This window comes from Nocardioides sp. (assembly GCF_035503875.1).
GTDB lineage: Bacteria > Actinomycetota > Actinomycetes > Propionibacteriales > Nocardioidaceae > Nocardioides.
The window spans coordinates 1-16668 of record NZ_DATJTA010000026.1; the positions used below are offsets into that span (position 1 = coordinate 1).

11 protein-coding genes are annotated in these 16668 nt (G+C 74.2%); 4 read left to right on the forward strand and 7 right to left on the reverse strand.

All coding sequences use genetic code 11. The features are described from left to right. Positions 1-61: 61 nt before the first annotated feature. Entirely contained in the window at positions 62-1348 is a 1287-nt protein-coding gene (locus VMF51_RS06265) for an O-acetylhomoserine aminocarboxypropyltransferase/cysteine synthase (RefSeq protein ID WP_325473550.1), read from the reverse strand. Between the two features lie 127 nt (positions 1349-1475). After that, complete coding sequence (locus VMF51_RS06270) at positions 1476-4226, reverse strand: ATP-binding protein (RefSeq protein ID WP_325473551.1); 2751 nt, start codon at positions 4224-4226, stop codon at positions 1476-1478. 104 nt (positions 4227-4330) lie between these two features. Here VMF51_RS06270 and VMF51_RS06275 point away from each other — a divergent pair, with 104 nt between their 5' ends. Continuing rightward, positions 4331-5413 carry a class I SAM-dependent methyltransferase gene (locus tag VMF51_RS06275; protein ID WP_325473552.1) on the forward strand — a complete coding sequence of 361 codons (1083 nt, stop codon included), beginning with the start codon at positions 4331-4333 and terminating at the stop codon, positions 5411-5413. Positions 5414-5453: 40 nt separating this feature from the next. Continuing rightward, positions 5454-7619: an alpha/beta hydrolase gene (locus VMF51_RS06280; protein WP_325473553.1), complete on the forward strand. Its 2166-nt coding sequence runs from the start codon at positions 5454-5456 to the stop codon at positions 7617-7619. Positions 7620-7913: 294 nt separating this feature from the next. On the opposite strand, the gene VMF51_RS06285 is transcribed toward VMF51_RS06280, so the two are convergent. Further along, positions 7914-8918, reverse strand: a complete 1005-nt coding sequence (locus VMF51_RS06285; protein ID WP_325473554.1) for an aldose epimerase family protein — start codon at positions 8916-8918, stop codon at positions 7914-7916. 51 nt (positions 8919-8969) lie between these two features. Between VMF51_RS06285 and VMF51_RS06290 the strand changes: the two genes are divergently transcribed. After that, positions 8970-9833 (forward strand): PfkB family carbohydrate kinase, encoded by an 864-nt coding sequence (locus VMF51_RS06290; RefSeq protein ID WP_325473555.1) that lies wholly within the window; start codon positions 8970-8972, stop codon positions 9831-9833. Between the two features lie 83 nt (positions 9834-9916). Here VMF51_RS06290 and VMF51_RS06295 read toward each other — a convergent pair whose 3' ends face one another. The 3 genes from VMF51_RS06295 to VMF51_RS06305 are packed head-to-tail and all read right to left on the reverse strand — an operon-like array spanning position 9917 to position 12775. Then, positions 9917-10534, reverse strand: a complete 618-nt coding sequence (locus VMF51_RS06295; protein WP_325473635.1) for a lactate utilization protein C — start codon at positions 10532-10534, stop codon at positions 9917-9919. A 1-nt stretch (position 10535) separates the two neighbouring features. Further along, positions 10536-12032 (reverse strand): lactate utilization protein B, encoded by a 1497-nt coding sequence (locus VMF51_RS06300; RefSeq protein WP_325473556.1) that lies wholly within the window; start codon positions 12030-12032, stop codon positions 10536-10538. Beyond that, positions 12029-12775 (reverse strand): (Fe-S)-binding protein, encoded by a 747-nt coding sequence (locus tag VMF51_RS06305; protein WP_325473557.1) that lies wholly within the window; start codon positions 12773-12775, stop codon positions 12029-12031. The genes VMF51_RS06300 and VMF51_RS06305 overlap by 4 nt, the downstream gene beginning before the upstream one ends. An 84-nt stretch (positions 12776-12859) precedes the next feature. On the opposite strand from VMF51_RS06305, the gene VMF51_RS06310 reads away from it, so the two are divergent. Further along, a complete protein-coding gene (locus tag VMF51_RS06310; RefSeq protein ID WP_325473558.1) occupies positions 12860-13546 on the forward strand; it encodes a FadR/GntR family transcriptional regulator in 687 nt (228 codons plus the stop codon). An 18-nt stretch (positions 13547-13564) separates the two neighbouring features. Here the strand turns inward: VMF51_RS06310 and VMF51_RS06315 are convergent, their stop codons facing one another. Next, positions 13565-16546 carry a glycosyl hydrolase gene (locus VMF51_RS06315; protein WP_325473559.1) on the reverse strand — a complete coding sequence of 994 codons (2982 nt, stop codon included), beginning with the start codon at positions 16544-16546 and terminating at the stop codon, positions 13565-13567. Positions 16547-16668: the final 122 nt, after the last annotated feature.

A 16668-nucleotide genomic window follows, 5' to 3' on the forward strand; every position in this document is an offset into this window, starting at 1 on the left:
GGTCGTCCTCGGTGGCGCGGACGACCCGCTCGGCCAGGTCGGGCAGGTCAGGCAAGAGAGCTCACTTGCTGGCGGCCAGGGCCTGCTCGAGGTCGGCGATCAGGTCCTCGACGTGCTCGATGCCGATGGAGAGCCGCACCATGTCCTCGGGTACGCCGGCCGCCTCCAGCTCCTCGGGCGTGAGCTGGGAGTGCGTGGTGGTGGCGTTGTGGATCGCCAGCGACTTCGCGTCGCCGATGTTGGCCAGGTGCGTGAAGAGCTCCAGCGCCTCGATGAACTTCTTGCCGCCCTCGCGGCCCGAGCGCACGCCGAAGCTGAGGATGCCGCCGTACCCGCGACCGGTCAGGACGCGGTCGGCCACCTCCTTGTAGGGGCTGTCCGGCAGGCCGGGGTAGCTGACCCACGACACCTCGGCGTGGTCGGAGAGGAACTCCGCGACGCGCAGCGCGTTGGCGCTGTGCCGCTCCATGCGCAGGTGCAGCGTCTCCAGGCCCTGCAGGAACAGCCAGGAGTTCAGCGGCGCGATCGCGGCGCCGGTGTTGCGCAGCAGCACCGTGCGCGCGCGGATGATGTAGGCCAGGTTGCCGACGGCCTCGGTCCACACGACGCCGTGGTACGCCGCGTCCGGGCCGGTCAGGCCCGGGAACCGCTCGGCATGCGCGGCCCAGTCGAAGTTGCCCGAGTCGACGATCACGCCGCCGATCGAGGTGCCGTGGCCGCCGATGTACTTGGTCGCGGCGTGCACCGCGACATCCGCGCCGAGGTCGAAGACCCGGGACAGGAACGGCGTGGGCACGGTGTTGTCGACGATCAGCGGCAGGCCCTGCGCGTGCGCGGCGTCGGCCCAGGCGCGGATGTCGACGACGTTGACCTTCGGGTTGCCGATGGTCTCGGCGAAGACCAGCTTGGTCCGCGCGTCCACCGCGGCGGCGAGCTGCTCGGGGTGGTCGGGGTCGACGAACCGCACGGTCACCCCGAACTGCGGGAGCGTGTGCGCGAACAGCGCGTAGGTGCCGCCGTACAGGGTGGAGAGCGCGACGATGTTGTCGCCGGCGCCGGCCAGGTTGAGCACGGCGTACGTCGTGGCGGCGGAGCCCGACGCGGTGGCGAGGGCGCCGACGCCGCCCTCGAGCTGCGTCATCCGCTCCTCGAAGACCGACTGCGTCGGGTTCATGATGCGGGTGTAGATGTTGCCCGGCTCGGCCAGCGAGAACAGGTTCGCGGCGTGCTCGGTGTCGTCGAAGACGTACGACGTGGTCTGGTAGATCGGGACGGCCCGCGCGTTGGTCGCGGGGTCGTGCTCCTCCTGGCCGGCGTGGATGGCCAGGGTCTCGGGACGATGCGGCACAGCTGCTCCTCGGGATCGGGTTGCGCTCAACTTAAAGCAGACCTAATTAGTGGACAATAGGTCGCTGATCGACCGACCGGAAGCGGGTCCGCCCAGCACGAGGGACCCGAGTCTGGCATCCCCAATCCTAGGTAGGCGGCCCGGTCGTCCCGACCGAGGTCTCACCAGCGAGGACGGCCGCGAGATCGGTCCGGGTGTTGATGCCGAGCTTCGTGTAGGCGTGCCGCAGGTGGTACTCCACGGTCTTGGGGCTGAGGAACATCGCCGCGGCCGCCTGCCGGGTGGTCCGTCCCTCCGCGAGCAGCGTCGCGACCTGCAGTTCCTGCGGCGTCAGCAGGTCGATGCTCCGGTCCGCCCGCCGGTGCGGGCGCTCCCCCGTCGCCTCCAGCTCCGCCGCCGCCCGGTCCGCCCAGGGTCGCGCGCCCAGGCTCTCGAACGACGCCAGGGCCATGCGCAACGGCTCGCGCGAGGCGGTACGCCGCCGCGCCCGGCGCTCCGCCTCCCCGAGGGCCAACCGGGTGCGCGCCTCCTCGAAGCGGTCCGGGCTCGCGGCGTGCAGCTCGGTCGCCCTGACCAGGCCGGGCCGCGGGTCCTCGACGACCAGCGCGCTCGTCCTCTCGGCCCGCGCGAGCGCCCAGGGCTGCCCCTTCGCGCTCGCCCGGCGCCGGTAGTCCTCGGCCAGCCGGGCCGCCTCGTCGCGCCGGTCGGTGCGGTGCAGGCACTCGACGAGCTCGGGCGCCGGGGAGATGTCGACGTCGCGGAACCCGATCCGCTCGAGGAACGCCTGGAGCTCGGCGTACCGCTCGAGGGCCTCGGCGTGCCGGCCGGCGCCCAGCGCCAGGTCGCCGAGGGCGTACGTCGCCCAGATCCGCGCGAGGTGCACCCGGTGCCGGTCCGCCAGCCGGAGCGCCTCGGCGGCGTGCTCGCGGCACGACTCCTCGACCCCGGTGCGCGCCTCCAGCCAGGCCAGCCCGGCGAGGTGCATGGCCAGGTCGGTCGTCTGGCCCGCCTCCCGGGCCAGCGCGATCCCCTCCTGGTAGTGCCGGGCCGCGTCGTCCCAGCGGTCGGAGGTGCCGGCGAACCGCGCGACCACGAAGAGCAGGCCGGCCAGCGACCCGATCGCGGAGCGGTCGCGCAGCCGGCGCTCCGCGAGCTCGGCGAGCCCTCGTGCGGTCGCGGACTCCTCCCGGAGGAACAGCGGGCCGAGCACCAGCCAGCTCGGGCGCCGCTCGTCCGGCTCCGGCGGCGCTCCCGCCATCGCGCCCACCGCGGCCCGGATCGACGCGATCCCGTCCTCCCCCGCGAGCACCCGGGCCACGCCGGCCACGAGCAGGCAGCGGATCCGCGCCGCGTCGGACGCGCGGTCGGCCAGCCGGTCCAGCAGGTCCGCCGTCCGTGCCGCGAGGGCGGTGTCGCCGAGGTAGAAGCAGGTGCCCACCAGGTCGGTGGCGGCGTCGACCGCGGCATCCGGAGACGCGGGCGCCAGCTCGGCCAGGGCACGGCGGATCAGGTCCCGGCTGCGCTCCAGCGACCCCCAGCGCTGCTCGACCGCCCCGCGCAGGGCGTCGATCCGGCCCCGGTGCCACGGATCCCCCGTCTCGGTCGCGGCCAGGTCCAGCAGCGCACCGGCCCGCGTCCCGTGCCCGGCGAGGTCGGCCGCCTCGCCCGCCGCGAGCAGCCGCTCCGCCCGCTGCTCGCGGTCCGTGGCGAGCGCCGCCGACCGCTCGTACGACGACGCCGCGACCCAGTAGGCCCCGCGGTCGAGACTGCGCCGGGCCGCCGCGGCCACCTCGTCGGCGACCTCGTCGTCCAGCCCGAGCGTGCCCTCGCCGCGGTGCCAGGCCCGCCGGTCGGGGTCGTCGGTCACGGCCGCGACCGCGAGATGCGCCTCCCGTCGCTGCTCGGCCGAGGCGGCGGCGTACGCCCCGGCCCGCGCGAGCGGGTGCCGGAACTCCACGCCGCCCGGGCGCAGCACCACCAGGCCGGCCGCCTCCGCCTCGCGCAGGTCCTCCCACCCCGCCCCGAGCCGCGCCATCGCGGCGGCGGTCACCGAGCTGCCGCTCGCCGTGGCCGCCACGCTCGCGACCAGCAGCGCCGTCCGGGCGGACGCACCGAGCCCCGCCGTACGGCGGACGTACTCGGCGACGACCCGGTCCGGCACGCCGATCGGGGTGGCCGGGGTGAGCCCGTCGAGCAGCTCGGGCTCCGCGTCGGCCAGCTCGACGATGGCCAGCGGGTTGCCCGCGGTCGCCTCGTGGACCCGGACGGCGACGTCCTCGGGCAGGAGGTGGCCCGAGCGCTGGGTCAGCAGCGCCGCGACCTCCGTCGGGGACAGTCCCTCGACCTCGATCCGGGGCAGGCCGGCGCCCAGCAGCACGCCCCCGGTGGGCCGGCTCGCCACCACCAGCGCCAGCGGGTCGGCCAGGATCCGTCGGGCCACGAACGCCAGGGCCTCGGCCGAGGGCCGGTCCAGCGCGTGCGCGTCGTCGACCAGGACCAGGACCGGCTGCTCCTCGGCCGCGCGACCCAGGAGGCTGAGCGTGGCCGCGCTGATCGCGAACCGGTCGGCCCGCTCGCCGGGCCGCAGCGCCAGCGCGGTCTCCAGCGCGAGTGCCTGCGGATCCGGGATCTCCCCGAGCAGCGGCAGCAGTGGCCGGACCAGCTGGTCGAGCCCGCCGAAGGCGAGGTCGCTCTCCGACTCCGTGCCCCGAGCCCAGAGCACCCGCAGGCCCTCGGCCCGCTCCGCCAGGTCGGTCAGCAGCGCGGTCTTGCCCTGGCCCGCCTCGCCGACGACCAGCAGCGCACCGCTCTCGGACACCCGCGCCGCCACCGCGAGCGACGCGAGTGCCCGACGCTCGGCGTCCCGGCCGATGAGCACCTCCCGAGGGTAGGGCGATCGAGGACCAGGGGGGTCACCTGATTCGGGGCGGTCGGCTCCGGCGCGAACCTCGTCGTACCAACCCCCGATCGAGGAGCAGCACCATGACCACCATCCCCCAGGACTCCACCCGCCAGCTCGACCCCGACGCGCTGATGAGCTTCGTCTTCCGCGCGGTCGAGGAGGTCGGGGCCGCGCTCAACGCGGCGCTCGTCGTGATGGGCGACGAGCTCGGCTACTACCGCGCGCTGGCCGAGCACGGCGCGAGCACGCCGCACGAGCTGGCCGACCGCACCGGCACCGACGTCCACTACGCGCGGGAGTGGCTCAACGCCCAGGCCGCCGGCGGCTACGTGGAGTACGACGGCGCGACCGGCCGCTACCTGCTCCCGCCCGAGCAGGTGGTCGCCTTCACCGACCCGGACAGCCCGGCGTACCTGTGCGGTCTCTTCCAGATCGCGCACGGCACCATCCGCGACACCCCGAGCATCGTCGCCGCGGCCCGCAGCGGCGACGGCGTCGGCTGGCACGAGCACAACGCGGACGTGCACGTCGGCTGCGAGCGGTTCTTCGCGCCGAGCTACCAGGCGCACCTGATGGCGGAGTGGCTGCCGGCCTGCGACGGCGTGGTCGACAAGTTGACCGCCGGCGGGCAGGTCGCCGACGTCGGCTGCGGGCACGGCGCCTCGACGGTGCTGATGGCGCAGGCCTTCCCGCGGTCGCGGTTCGTCGGCTCGGACTACCACCGGGCCTCGATCGAGACCGCGCGCGAGCGGGCGGGCGCCGCCGGGGTGACCAACACCGAGTTCGTGACCGAGCCCGCGCAGACCGTCGACGGCGCCGGCTTCGACCTGGTCACGACCTTCGACTGCCTGCACGACATGGGCGACCCGGTCGGCGCTGCCCGGCACATCCGCGGGCTGCTCGGCGACGACGGCACCTGGATGATCGTCGAGCCCGCCGCCGGGGACCGCGTCGAGGACAACCTCAACCCCGTGGGCCGTGCGTACTACGGGTTCTCGACGCTGCTGTGCACGCCCACCTCGCTCGCCCAGGACGTCGGGCTCGCGCTCGGCACCCAGGCCGGCCCGGCCCGGATCCGCGACGTGGTCACGGCCGGAGGGTTCAGCCGCTTCCGCCTGGTCGCGCAGACGCCGTTCAACAACGTCTACGAGGTCCGGCCCTGAGGGCTGCCCGCCGAGCAGGAGGAGGAGCACCATGGTGGCCATGACGGAGGAGCCCCGTCCCGACGCGGTGCTCCCGGCCGACCGGGGCCGGGCGCGGCTCCCCGATCGCACCGGCACGGTGGTGCGCGACGGCGTACCCCTCGCGTGGGAGGTGTACGGCGAGGGCCACGTGACCGTGCTGTTGCTGCCGACCTGGTCGCTCGTCACGTCGCGGGCGTGGAAGGCGCAGGTGCCGTACCTCGCCCGGCACTACCGCGTGGTCACCTTCGACGGTCGCGGGAGCGGCCGGTCCGGGAAGCCGTCGGGCGCGGCGGCGTACGCCGACCGGGAGTACGCCGCCGACGCGGTCGCCGTCCTCGACGACACGGGGACCGACGCGGCGGTCCTGGTGGCGCTCTCGTGCGGCGCCGCCTGGGCGGTGCACGTGGCCGCCCGGCATCCGGAGCGGGTGCGGGGGATCTTCGCGATCGGCGCGTCCTGCGGGCTGGCCGTGGCGCAGCCCGAGCGGGAGCGGTACGCCTGGCACCTCCGCCACGACACCGACCGCGGCTGGGCGAAGTACAACAAGTGGCACTGGCTGGAGGGCGGGCTGGACGACTTCCGGGGGTTCTTCTTCGACCGGATGTTCCACGAGGCGCACTCCACCAAGCAGATCGAGGACTGCCTGGACTGGTCCTCGACCATCGAGCCGCAGGTGCTGGCCGACACCCGCGCCGGGGGCCTCGGCCTGGACGGGGCGGTCGCGGAGCCGCTGGAGCCGCTGTGCGCGCAGGTCCGGTGCCCGGTGACCGTGCTGCACGGCCGCGAGGACCGGATCCGGTCGGCGAAGGTGGGCGAACGGCTCGCCGAGCTCACCGGCGGCGACCTCGTGCTCGTCGAGGGCGGCGGTCACGGCCTGCCCGCACGCGAGCCGGTGCTCGTGAACACGCTGATCCGCGGCTTCGTGGACCGGGTCTGCCCGCCCGCCCCCGTCGTACGGACCAAGGTGCGGGCGCCGCGGCGCGGCCGCCGCGTGCTCTACCTGTCCTCGCCGATCGGGCTGGGCCACGCGTACCGCGACGTCGCCATCTCCGCCGAGCTGCGCAAGCTGCGCCCCGACGTGGAGGTCGACTGGCTGACCCAGGACCCGGTGACGCGGGTGCTCGCCGGGGCCGGGGAGCGGGTGCACCCCGCGTCGGCGTGGCTGGCCAACGAGTCCGGTCACCTCGAGGCGGAGGCGGGCGAGCACGACCTGCACGCCTTCCAGGCGGTCCGGCGGATGGACGAGATCCTCGTCAACAACTTCATGGTCTTCGACGAGGTGGTGCGCGAGCGGCACTACGACCTCGTCGTCGGCGACGAGGCCTGGGACGTCGACCACTTCCTGCACGAGAACCCCGAGCGCAAGCACTTCCTCTTCGCGTGGCTCACCGACTTCGTGGGCTCGCTCCCGATGCCCGAGGGCGGCGCCGCCGAGGCGCGGCTGACCGCGGACTACAACGCGGAGATGATCGAGCACCGCGCCCGCTACCCGTGGGTGCGGGACCGCTCGGTCTTCGTCGGCAACCCCGACGACGTGGTCGCGGACGACTTCGGCCCCGGACTGCCGAGCATCCGCGCCTGGACCGCCGAGGAGTTCGACTTCGCCGGGTACGTCGCCGGCTCGCCGCCGCCGTCGTCGACGGCCCGAGCCGCCCTGCGCCGCTCGCTCGGCTACCGGCCCGAGCACCGGGTGTGCGTCGTGACGGTCGGCGGCTCGGGCGTCGGCGCTCCCCTGCTGCGGCGGGTGCTGGACGCCGTACCCCTCGCGCGGCGGGTGGACCCGTCGCTGCGGTTCCTGGTGGTGTGCGGTCCGCGGATCGACCCGGCGTCGCTACCGCGTCGTACGGGCGTCCGGGTGCGGGGCTACGTGCCCCGGCTCGCGGAGCACCTCGCCGCCTGCGACCTCGCCGTCGTCCAGGGCGGGCTCACCACCTGCATGGAGCTCGCCGCCGCCCACACCCCGTTCGTCTACGTGCCGCTGCGCCGGCACTTCGAGCAGAACCTGCACGTCCGGCACCGCCTGGACCGGTACGACGCCGGCCGTCACCTCGCCTACGACGAGGCCTCCGACCCCGACCTGCTCGCCGAGGTCCTGCTGTCGACCCTCGCCGAGGGTTCCTCCGCCCGCCCGGTCGAGACCGACGGCGCCGCCCGCGCCGCCGCGATGCTCGCGGAGCTGTTCTGAGCCCCCGCTGCCTCTCAACTCACCGGGTTTCGAGGCTCGCTCCGCTCGCACCTCAACCACCGTCACCCCCCCCGCTGGTTGAGGTGCGAAGGACGAAGTCCTGAGCCTCGAAACCCCGCACGCCGACAGCCGGCCCCCATCACCGCCACCCCTCGACCCACCAGGTTTCGAGGCTCGCTCCGCTCGCACCTCAACCAGCGGTGGCTGACGCTGGTTGAGGTGCGAAGGACGAAGTCCTGAGCCTCGAAACCCCGTACGCCGAGAGTCGGCCCCGACCGAGGCGGCCCCCTCGACTCAGGCCGGTCGGGTCGAGAACTCCCACTCGATCACGGACCGGTACGCCTCCCCCGGCCGCAGCAGCGCCGACGGCCAGGCGGGACGGTTGGGGGAGTCGGGGAAGAGCTGCGGCTCCAGCGCGATGCCGTCGCCCTGGCGGTAGCGCCCGCCGCTGGTCGAGGGCTGGCTGCCGTCGAGCGCGTTGCCGGTGTAGACCTGCAGGCCGGGCTGGTCGGAGCGCAGCTCGAGCGCGATCCCGGACCGCGTCGACGCCAGGGTCGCGTGGCGTCGCAGGCCGGTGCCGCGCACGACGTAGTTGTGGTCGATCCCGCGGGCGGCGAGGAGCTGCGGATGGTCGCGGCGCAGCGCCGTACCGATCGCGACAGGCGCGCGGAGGTCGAACGGCGTACCCGCGACGGGCGCATGGTCGCCGAACGGGATGCCGGTGACATCGACGGGAGTGAACTCGTCCGCGGCGACGTGCAGGAGGTGGTGGTCGACGGTGCCGGAGCCCTCGCCGTCGAGGTTGAAGTAGGCGTGGTTGGTGAGGTTGAGGACGGTGGGCGCGTCGGTCGTGCCGGTCATCTCGATGCCGACGACCGGTCCGGCGACCCGGTAGCGGACCTGCACCGCGACCGCCCCCGGGAACCCCTGGTCACCGTCGGGACTGACCAGCCGCAGCACCACCTCGTCCGGCGCGTGCTCGATGACGTCCCAGCGCCGCCGGTCGAACCCGTCCGGCCCCCCGTGCAGGCTGTTGCCGCGATCGTGGGTCCCGACGACCACCTCGCGACCGTCGAGCGGGAACCGCCCGGCGGCGATCCGGTTCGCGTACCGGCCGATGGTCCCGCCGAGGTACGACGAGCTCGCGAGCCGGTCCGCCGCCGACGCGTGGCCGAGGACCACGTTGCGCCGCGATCCGTCCGCGGCCGCCACCTCGAGCCGGTGCACGGTGGCCCCCAGCGCGATCACCTCGACGACCGGCCCCGGCGCGGCCCCGATGCGCAGCACGTCGTACGACATGGCGGCAGCCTAGGCGCGGCGCCGGTGGGGACCGCTGGAAGACTGGTCCGCATGACAGCAGCGGTCGTGGTGGTCGGCGGGATCAACCAGGACGTGACGGTCCGCGTCGACGCGCGGCCGGCGCCCGGCGAGACGGTCGTCGGCTCCGGTCCGGTGGTGAGCGCGGGCGGCAAGGGCGCCAACATGGCCGTCGCGACGGCACGCGCGGGGGCGACGGTAGCGATCTGCGGCGCGGTCGGCGACGACGCGGCCGGGCGCGAGCAGGTCGACCAGCTGGTCGCTGGCGGCGTGGCGGTCGACCGCGTCGCGGTCCGCACGGACGTCGCCACCGGGACCGCGCTGATCGTGGTCACCCCCGACGGCGAGAACGCCATCGTCGTCGGCGCCGGCGCCAACGCGACCCTCACCGACGACGAGGTCGCCGCCGCCTGCGCGGACGCCGCCGTGGTGCTCGCCCAGACCGAGATCGGTGCGGCCCCGGTCGACGCCGCCGCTCGGGCCGTAGCCGCGACCGGCGGCCGACTCGTGCTCAGCCCGGCGCCCGTCGTACGCCTTGCCGACGAGACGCTGGCCCTCGCCGACCCGCTGGTCGTCAACGAGTCGGAGGCCCGCGACCTGCTCGGCGGCGCGGACGCATCCGACCTCGCGTCCGCCGTCCGGACGCGGACGGGCGCCCGCTCGGTGGTCGTGACCCTCGGCGCCGACGGGCTGCGCGTCGCCGACGCCGCCGGCGGCCGCCACCTGCCGTCGCCGAAGGTCGAGGTCGTCGACACGACCGGCGCGGGCGACGTACTCGCCGGCACCCTCGCCGCCGCCCTGGCCATCGGCAACGCGCTCGACGACGCCCTGGCGAGCGCCATCGCCGCCGCCGCGGAGTCCGTGGGGTACGCCGGGGCGCGGGCCGCTCAGCTGTAACGCGGTGTCCACCGTGCTCCTGCGGTGCCGCAGCACCGCACCAGGTCGGTGGACACCGCGTTACAGCGGCGGTCGCAACTCGCTCAGCCGACCACGATCACGTGCAGCGTCCGCGGCCCGTGCACGCCCTCGACCCGGTCGAGCTCGATGTCGCTGGTGGCCGACGGGCCGCTGATCCAGGTCAGCGGGCGGGTGGGGTCGAGGAGCTCGACGGCGTCGGGTACGTCGGCGACCACCTGGTCGACGCGGACGATGCAGACGTGCCGGTCCGGGACCAGGGTGATCGCGCGGCGGCCCTGGCCGGCGGCGTGGTCGAGCACGATGGTGCCGGTCTCGGCGATGCCGACCCGGGCCTCGGTGACGACCACGTCGATCGCGTCGAGGTCGTAGGCGCTCAGGGTGCCGTCGTCGACCACCGCGCCCGGCACCGACACCGACAGGCCGTCGGGGACGACCACGCGGGCACCCTCGGGCACCGCGGCGGCCACGACCGAGGCGAGCTCGGCAGCCGGGCAGCGCTCGACGATCGCGCGGTAGTCCTCGACCCGCTCGGCGAACAGGTCGACGACCTCGGCGCGCGGCTTCTCCGCCAGCCGCGGGCCGGCGACCGGCTCACGGTCGGGCTCCACGTCGGCGAGGGCGGCGCGGACGCGGCCCAGGATCTCGTCGCGTGCGGGTTTCGAGGCTCGCTCCGCTCGCACCTCAACCACCGTCCTTTCCTCCGTCGGTGCGCTTCCACCAGGCCCGGAACGACTCCGCGGGCGGGGCGGGCAGGTCACGGGCGCTGGTCCACTTGGCGGCCCCCGGTCCGGGGATCCGGCCGGCCGCCTTCCGGCCGCCGGGCAGCGTCGTACGCCCGAAGCGGGAGAGGACCCGGCCGGCGAGGCCGGACCCCTTCTCGGCGAGCGTGAGCCGCTTCGCGTCGGAGAGGGCGTACGCCGCCCCCTTGAACGCGACCGCCTCGAGCTTGGGGACGGTGTCCTCGCGGTGGCCGTCGACGACCTGCGCCCGCAGGTGCACCAGCACCTCGGGGATGTCGATGCGCACCGGGCAGGCCTCGAAGCAGGCGCCGCACAGCGAGGAGGCGTACGGCAGCGAGTCGGTCTGGGCGTCGCCCGTCCCCTTCAGCAGCGGGTTGAGGATCGCGCCGATCGGGCCGGGATAGACCGAGCCGTAGGCGTGGCCGCCGGCGCGCTCGTACACGGGGCAGACGTTGAGACAGGCCGAGCACCGGATGCAGCGCAGCGCCTGGCGGCCGACCTCGTCGGCCAGGGCGCGGGTGCGGCCGTTGTCGAGGAGGACGACGTGCACCTCCTGCGGGCCGTCGCCGGGCGTGACGCCGGTCCAGGTCGACGTGTACGGGTTCATCCGCTCGCCCGTGGACGAGCGTGGCAGCAGCCGCAACAGCGGGTCGAGCTCCGCCCAGGTGGGGACGACCTTCTCGATGCCGACGACCGAGACCAGCACCTCGGGCAGGGTCAGGCACATCCGGCCGTTCCCCTCGGACTCGACGACGACCAGCGTGCCGGAGTCGGCGACGGCGAAGTTCGCGCCCGAGACGGCGACCTTGGCGCGCAGGAACTTCTCGCGCAGGTGCTCCCGGGCGGCGGCGGCCAGCGCGGCCGGCTCGTCGGTCAGGTCGGCGGGCGCGGGTCGGCCGACCTTGCCCATCTCGCGCAGGAAGATCTCGCGGATCTCGGCCCGGTTGCGGTGGATCGCCGGCACCAGGATGTGGCTGGGCAGGTCGTGGCCGAGCTGGACGATGATCTCGGCGAGGTCGGTCTCCCAGGCGGCGATGCCCTCGGCCTCAAGCGCCTCGTTGAGGCCGATCTCGCCGGTGACCATCGACTTGACCTTGACGACCTCGTCGACCTGGTGCCGCTTGGCCACCTCGATGACGACGGCGTTGGCCTCGGCCGCGTCGCGCGCCCAGTGCACGGTGGCGCCGGCGGCGGTCAGCGCGGCCTCGAGCTGCTCGAGGTTGTCCCCCAGGTCGCGCAGCGCGCGGTCCTTGACGGCGGCGCCGGCCAGGCGGAGGTCCTCCCAGCCGAGGTTCTCCTCGACCTCCTCGACGAGCTTGGCGCGCTTGGCGCGGATGACGCCGGTGGCGTGAGCGAGGTTGTGGCGCAGCTGGGTGTCGCCGAGCGCCGCCTTGGCCGCGCTCGGGAACGCCGGCATGCCGACGAAGGTGCCGCTCATGCGGGCACCCCCGCGTCCTCGGTCGAGGCCAGGATCTCCGCCAGGTGCATGACGCGTACGCCGGACCGCTGCCGCGACAGCACCCCGCCGATGTGCATCAGGCAGGAGTTGTCGCCCGCGACCAGCACCTCCGCGCCGGACTCGCGGACGTGGCGGGCCTTGTCGGCCCCCATCGCGATCGACGTGTCGGCGTTCTTCACCGCGAAGGTGCCGCCGAAGCCGCAGCACTCCTCGGCGGCGGGCAGGTCGGTCAGCCGGATGCCGCGCACCTGCTCCAGCAGCTGCCGGGGCCGGTCGCCGACGCCGAGCATCCGCAGCGAGTGGCAGGTGGGGTGGTAGGTCACCCGGTGCGGGAAGTAGGCCCCGACGTCGGTCACGCCCAGGACGTCGACGAGGAACTCGGTCAGCTCGTAGGTCTTGGGCGAGGTCTCGGCGACCGCCTTCACCAGACCGGCGTCACCGGAGCGCTTCGCCACGATCCCGTGCTGGTGCCGGGCCGACCCGGCGCACGAGCCGGACGGCGTGACGATGGCGTCGTACCCCGCGAACGCGTCGACGAAGGTGCGCACCACGGGCACCGCCTCGTCGAGGTAGCCGGTGTTGACCATGGGCTGGGCGCAGCAGGTCTGCGCGGCCGGGAAGTCGACCTCGACCCCGAGCCGGCGCAGCAGCGTGACCACGGCCTTCCCCGTCTCCGGGAACATCGCGTCGTTGACGCACGTGACCATCAGGGCGACGCGCATTTCTCTCCGTTCGATCGGTGTGGTCTGACCACAGGGTACGACGATAGGCTGCGGCCCCCGCTTGCGTCAAAGGAGAGGACCCGGGTGCGCGCGTACACACAGGTGGTCGAGTGGGTCGAGGGGCAGATCCTCGACGGCACGTTGAAGGTCGGGGACCGGCTGCCGGCCGAGCGCGACCTGGCTACCCGGCTGCAGGTCTCGCGCGCCGGCGTACGCGAGGCGATGCGCACCCTGGCCGCCCAGGGCGTGGTCCGGTCCGGCGTCGGCTCGGGCGAGAACGCCGGCACCGTCGTCTCCGCGATGCCCTCCGAGGCCCTGACCCGGGTGCTGCGGCTGCACGTCGCACTGGCCAACTTCGCCATGGACGACGTGGTCGCCGCCCGGGTGATGCTGGAGCGCTCGAGCGCGGGGCTGGCCGCGGCGCACGCCTCCCCCGAGGCGCTCGCCGAGATCGCGACGCCGCTGGCGTCCATGACCGACGAGGTCGACCGACTCGGCTTCAACGACCTCGACACCGCCTTCCACATCGCGATCGCCGAGGCCGGCGGCAACCGGCTGGTCGCCGACATGACGATCGCGATCCGCGAGGCGATGCGGCTGCCGATCCTGCGCGAGCTCGAGCAGCTCGGCGACCGCTGGCCCGACGTACGCACCCGGCTGACGGCGGAGCACCGCGCCATCCACGACGCCATCGCCGCCGGGCAGGCCGACCGCGCCGCCCAGCTGATGGAGGAGCACATCCACTCCTCCCGCCGCCTCCTGCACCCCTGACGCCGAGCCGGGAGAGGGTCAGACGCGGAGGGACTTCTCCACGTAGGGGACGAGGCGGACGGGGCCGACGAGGCCGTAGGCCTGACGGGCGGCGACGCCGTACACCTCGGGGGTGACCGTGCGGAGGCGGTTGAGCAGCGTGGAGGCGATCTCGACCTCGATGACGTTGCGGCCGCGGCGCAGGCGGGTGCCGAGGTCGACGGTGGTGTCGAGGACGTCGCACGGGGGCAGCTCGTCGCCGTTGACGGTGACCCGGAAGGTGTCGTTGACCTCCCCGAGCTCCAGCAGCGCGCCGTCGTCGTCGTCGTCCCAGTCACGGCCCAGGTCGATCACGGTGCGGTAGCGGCCGATGCCCGAGATGTCCTCGAAGCCCGCGATCTGCGACCACGGCGCCAGCGTCGTCAGGGTGGTACGGCGCACCGGGCGGACCGTCGACGTGGCGGACGAGCCGGGCTGCCAGTCCTCGACGGACAGCTCCCACGACGTCGGTACGACGGCCTCGCGGACGCGGTCGACCGACGTACGGACGACCCGGCCGGACGCCAGGGTGACCGAGTGCGAGCCGGCGGCAGCCGTGCGCAGCACGACCTTCGAGCCGTCCCGGCGGACCTCGCCGGTCGAGGACGAGACCGCCGGGGTCCGGTCGGACCGCGACGGCGGCGCCAGGGCGATCACCGTCGACTGGCCGGGGAGCAGGTCGACCCGCACGCGCACCCGCGAGCCGTCGCGCTCGTAGGCGGCGACGGGCGTGACCGTGCCGCTCCACGCGTCGAGCAGGTAGGGCACCGACGAGCGGTCGGTCGCGGTCAGCCACACGTCCTGGGTGACCCGGACGAGGCGGCGGTTCTCGGCGTGCTTGGCGTTGGCCAGGTAGTAGAGGTCGACGTCGTCCTCGACCCGGCGCACGTGCATGACCGTCGAGGTCTCGTGGGTGACGTCGGGCGTGACGCCGAGCTCGGCGAGCGCGGTGCCGACGGCCGCCTCGAGGACCGTGCGCGTGGTCGGCAGCGCCTGGATCTGCGCGACGAGCGAGCGCACCTCGGCCAGCTCGGCCTCGCTGTGCACGCCGACCGGCCGCACCTGCGACCAGTCGCCGATGAACACGATCGGCAGGCCCGCGCGACCGTACGACAGCACCTTGCGCGCCGCGGCGAGGTCGATCGTGACCTCGTTGCTCCGCAGCTTGTCGGGGCCGATGACCATCGCCTTGTACGCCGGGCCGTCGGGCGCCAGCACGCCGCGCTTCACCCGGGCCGCGGGCAGGTCGAGCAGCGAGCCGGTCGCGAACGAGTGCGACCAGCCGAGCGCGGTGCCGTTGTTGGTGATCCAGTGCGGGCCGATGCCCGTGGAGGCCCAGCCCTTCTGGCGCAGGAAGACGATGTCGTACTTCGGCGCGCCGGTCTGCAGCACCAGCTGGGTGCGGGCGAGGTAGCCGGCCACGTCGGGCATGTGGCGCCACTGCGGGGTGCGCGGACCCCAGGCCTCGCCGTACCCGATCGCGCCGTTGTAGTACGGCGAGAACGCGGCGAAGCCGGGCCAGGTGACGTCGGGGGCGTCGGCGTACGCGAAGCCGTGCAGGACGCACTGGTTCACGCCCGCGGCGAAGATGCTGTTGAGCGTCTGCAGCGCGCGGTCCCAGGTGGTGTTGTACGCCGCGCCGTTGTAGCAGGCCGCCTCGCAGGACAGGATCGTCTTGCCGGCCAGGTCGCGCCCGCCGGCCATCACCCGGTAGTCGTCGAGGTTCTTGAAGCCCAGCGACTCGGTCTCGGCGATGTCGAGGAGCGCCGAGTGCTCGACGGTGTCGGTCTCGAGGCCGTAGGGCTGCACGCGCAGCCCCATCCCGAGGGTGCCGGCGAAGCGCTGCAGCGGCAGCAGGTGGTGGTCGCGGTAGAGGTCGCTGAGCACCTGGTTGAAGTCGTCGCGGACCTGGTTGGTGCGGGCGCCGTCGAAGACGAACAGGTACTTCTCGTGCGACTCGACCACGACGGGCAGCACGGGCAGCAGGTCGTAGCCCGCCCGGCGGCGGAACTCCTCGAGCATCCGCGGCGTCCAGATCGTCGACTCGGTCTCGATCTCCAGCGAGTCCTCGAAGAGGTAGCCGCCCGCCTTCTTCAGCAGACGCCGCAGCTCGCGGTCGAGGATCTCGTCCTCCCACAGGTCGACGACGGCCTGCGAGCCGGCGGCGGAGAAGTGGTCGACGACGTACGACGGCGGGTCGGTGTGGGGACCGGCCTCGGGCACCTGCGCGGAGCCGCGGCGCCAGTAGGACAGCAGCACCCACGCACCCTCGGCGGGCGCGGTCCACGCGACGCGGCCGTCGCGGACCGAGCCGCTGAGGTCGACGTACGACGCGGGGTCGAGCGTGGTCAGCGCGGTCGTCTGGGCGGTGACCCGGAACGCGGACACGGCCACGAGGTGCTTCGTCGTGGACCCCTTCTCCGCCGGTACGACGGGCTCGGGCACCGGTCCGTCGTACGACGCGCCGGCGGCGAGGTCGGCGCGCCCGTGCGCCAGCTCGGTGCAGGCGGCGTCGTCGTCGGGCGTGATCGTGGGGACGGCGGCGGGCCAGGAGGGGCCGACGGTGATGTCGATGCGGACGTCGCGACGGGCGCCGCGCTCGAGGGCGGCCTTGACCCCGGCCACCCAGGCGGCCGTGCCCCAGCCGTAGCGCCGGAGGTCCATGGTGATGCCGCGGGCGTTCAGGCTGTGGGTGACGTCGGCGATCTCGAGGACGCCGAAGCCGGCGTCGGCGATCTGGTCGACCTCGCGCCCGATCTCGCGCGGGTCGACCAGCCCGTTGGGCCACCACCAGCGGAAGCCCGCCGCGGTCGCGGTGCCGGGCCGGGCGAAGGAGCGGAGCAGCTCCTTGGCCCCGGCCGGGGCGCCCTTCGTGGCGCTCGCGGGCGCCGCGCCGGCCACGGCCGCGAGGCCGAGACCGGCGGCGGCGCCGCCGAAGAGCGTGCGGCGGTGGAGGGAGGTGGGCGTGGGGGCGTCAGACATGGGGGATCTCCGAGGTTCGAGGGCCGGGCGATCCACCTGTTCCGTCGCCCGAGTCATGAAACGATTCAGCAACGTAGTCACGAATTGTGACGGCCGCAACAGCCCCCACGCCCGGTGGCCGG

Bases quoted from the DNA above. Each gene is read 5' to 3' on its own strand.
- VMF51_RS06275 (WP_325473552.1), top strand. From the start codon at position 4,331: ATGACCACCATCCCCCAGGACTCCACCCGCCAGCTCGACCCCGACGCG.
- VMF51_RS06280 (WP_325473553.1), top strand. From the start codon at position 5,454: ATGACGGAGGAGCCCCGTCCCGACGCGGTGCTCCCGGCCGACCGGGGC.
- VMF51_RS06285 (WP_325473554.1), bottom strand. From the start codon at position 8,918: ATGTCGTACGACGTGCTGCGCATCGGGGCCGCGCCGGGGCCGGTCGTC.
- VMF51_RS06290 (WP_325473555.1), top strand. From the start codon at position 8,970: ATGACAGCAGCGGTCGTGGTGGTCGGCGGGATCAACCAGGACGTGACG.
- VMF51_RS06300 (WP_325473556.1), bottom strand. From the start codon at position 12,032: ATGAGCGGCACCTTCGTCGGCATGCCGGCGTTCCCGAGCGCGGCCAAG.
- VMF51_RS06305 (WP_325473557.1), bottom strand. From the start codon at position 12,775: ATGCGCGTCGCCCTGATGGTCACGTGCGTCAACGACGCGATGTTCCCG.
- VMF51_RS06315 (WP_325473559.1), bottom strand. From the start codon at position 16,546: ATGTCTGACGCCCCCACGCCCACCTCCCTCCACCGCCGCACGCTCTTC.